This is a genomic window from Polaromonas sp. P1_E3 (genome assembly GCF_056405935.1).
Genome location: NZ_JBFUBD010000366.1, coordinates 1 through 2,633, shown reverse-complemented (window position 1 = coordinate 2,633; position 2,633 = coordinate 1). Strand labels below are relative to the sequence as shown.

The following is a 2,633-nucleotide window of genomic DNA, read 5'->3' as shown; positions in this document are numbered from 1 at the left end:
AATCTTTTCCCAACCATGGTGTTGCAAATGTGTGCCATCGGCGAGGAATCGGGGTCCGTTGATCACATGCTCGGAAAGGCCGCTGACTTCTATGAAGCGGAAGTCGACGAAATGGTGGCTGGCCTGTCGAGCCTGATGGAGCCGATCATCATTGTGTTCCTGGGAACCCTTATTGGCGGTATCGTGGTAGCCATGTACCTGCCTATCTTCAAGCTGGGCCAAGTCGTTTGATGGGGACGGGGCTCGGCCCGGTGTTTGATGCGGCGTTGGCCGGCATTTTGGGGTTGCTCATTGGCAGTTTCCTGAATGTCGTGATTTATCGCGTTCCCAAAATGATGGAACGGCAGTGGGCGCAAGAATGCGCGGAACTGGCCGGTAATCCAGCGGAACCTTCCGACAAGTTCAATCTGCTGGTGCCGCGTTCGCGATGCTCCAGCTGCGGCCATGCCATACGCTGGTACGAAAACATTCCGGTAGCCAGCTACCTCTTCCTGCGTGGCAAGTGCTCGGTGTGTGGAACACCCTACGGCGCACGTTACCCCGTCGTGGAAGCGGTGACGGGCGCGCTGTTTTTCTTTTGTGCGTGGCGTTGGGGATGGTCGCTGACTGCGCTTGCCTGGTGCGGCTTCTCCGCGGCATTGCTCGCGCTGGCGGTGATTGACTGGGATACCACCTTGCTTCCGGACGATATCACCTTGCCTTTGCTGTGGGCCGGCTTGATCGCCGCTGCCTTGCAGTGGAACCCGTCGGTTAATTTGCCGACGGCCTTGTGGGGTGCAGTCGCCGGATATCTGTCTTTGTGGCTCGTCTACTGGGCCTTCAAACTGGTCACGGGGAAAGAGGGCATGGGCTATGGCGACTTCAAGCTTTTCGCCGCGCTCGGTGCCTGGTTCGGCTGGCCTGCGCTGGTGCCCATGATCCTGATGGCCTCGGTGATTGGTGCGGTCATCGGCATTGCGCTGAAGTTCTCCACCGGCCTGCGGGAAGGCGGGTATGTGCCCTTTGGTCCTTTCCTGGCCGGCGCAGGATTTACCGCCATGATCTTCGGGCCGCAATCCATTTTGCGATTCGTGGGCCTGTGATGCGATGGCCGGCGCAGCCCTGCGTATTGGACTGACCGGCGGTATTGGCAGCGGCAAGAGCACGGTGGCCGGTATTCTGGTTGCGCGCGGCGCCGCACTGGTGGATGCCGACGCCATTTCCCGCGCGGTCACGGCAGCCGGCGGAGTGGCAGTCCCTGAAATCGTGGCGTTGTTCGGTGCAGACCTGATCACGCCCGAAGGTGCCATGCACAGGGAGCGCATGCGAAAGCTGGTCTTTGACGACCCCTCTGCACGGCGCCGGCTGGAATCCATCGTGCATCCCTGGGTAAGCCGCGAAACCCTGCGTCAGTATGAAGAGGCAGTTGCCAGCGGCAGTGCTTGTGTCATCTTTGACGTCCCGTTGTTGGTGGAGTCGGGACGGTGGCGGCAACAGCTGGACCAGGTTCTGGTGGTGGATTGCAGCGAAGTGACCCAGATTGGCCGTGTGATGGCCCGAAACGGCTGGCCCCGGGACGTGGTGGAGAAAATCATGGCCGGCCAGGCAAGCCGTACGCAGCGCCTGTCTGCGGCTGACATCTGCCTTTATAACGACGGCATGTCCCTGGCTCGCCTCGAAGCCGGGGTCCGCGAGCTCGCCGGGCGCTTCGGGCTATGATGCGCAAACAAATCTCCTCATTTAACGCCGACGAAATTTAGCGCTGTGATCCTTTACGAGTATCCTTTTCACGAACGCATACGCACCTATTTGCGACTTGAACACCTGTTCCGCCGTCTCGGCGAACTGGTGGAGCGTGAGAGCCCGACGGATCACCATTTCGCGATCACGACCATTTTTGAAATCATGGACGTGGGTGCGCGGGCCGATCTGAAAACCGATGTGCTCAAGGACCTCGAGAAACAGAAACACGTCCTCAATGGTTATCGCGGCAACCCGGCCATTTCCGAAGCCGTTCTGGATGAAGTCACCGGCCAGCTTGAGGGGTGTTTTGCTGCCCTGAACAACCTGCCGGGCAAAGCCGGCCATTCCCTCACCGAAAACGACTGGCTGATGAGCATTCGCAGCCGTGTCGGCATTCCCGGCGGAACCTGTGAATTTGATTTGCCGGCTTACTACGCCTGGCAGCACCTGGAAACCAAAACACGCCAGCAAGACCTGCAGCGATGGATCACACCGCTGGTGCCACTGGCCGAATCCATACGTGTGTTGTTGACGTTGTTGCGCGACTCCGGGGCGCCCCAAAAGGTGGTGGCGCCTGCCGGGCAATACCAGCAGACGCTGCCGCAAGGGCGCACCTTTCAGCTGCTGCGTCTCCGGATAGATCCTGCCCTTGGGTTGATCCCCGAAATCAGCGGAAACCGCCTGATTGTCTCTGTGCGCCTCATGCGCCACGGCAGCGACGACCGGCTGCACGCCAGCACGGAAGATTCCGAGTTTGAGCTGACGCTTTGCTCCTGAACCCAAGGCCTGCTGCTTTCTTGCCAACAGACCCGCTCAATCCCCAGACCTGTCGATAACATGCCTGCGAAGAAGAAGGATTCTCCAGCCCCTAAACGGGTCGTGTGCCCGGGCTGTGGAGGTGAAAGTATTTA

Annotated in this window: 4 protein-coding genes; all 4 read left to right on the top strand. The window is 59.7% G+C overall.

What is annotated here, in order from left to right:
- Window positions 1-231 (top strand): type II secretion system F family protein (locus AC1D0Z_RS19290; protein WP_477659798.1); only part of this gene is annotated, 231 nt, incomplete at its 5' end.
- Window positions 231-1,082 carry a prepilin peptidase gene (locus tag AC1D0Z_RS19285; protein ID WP_477659797.1) on the top strand — a complete coding sequence of 284 codons (852 nt, stop codon included), beginning with the start codon at window positions 231-233 and terminating at the stop codon, window positions 1,080-1,082. The genes AC1D0Z_RS19290 and AC1D0Z_RS19285, both read left to right, overlap by 1 nt.
- Before the next feature lie 4 nt (window positions 1,083-1,086).
- Window positions 1,087-1,698: a dephospho-CoA kinase gene (coaE, locus tag AC1D0Z_RS19280; RefSeq protein WP_477659796.1), complete on the top strand. Its 612-nt coding sequence runs from the start codon at window positions 1,087-1,089 to the stop codon at window positions 1,696-1,698.
- 45 nt (window positions 1,699-1,743) lie between these two features.
- Entirely contained in the window at window positions 1,744-2,499 is a 756-nt protein-coding gene (gene zapD, locus AC1D0Z_RS19275) for a cell division protein ZapD (protein ID WP_477659795.1), read from the top strand.
- Window positions 2,500-2,633: the final 134 nt, after the last annotated feature.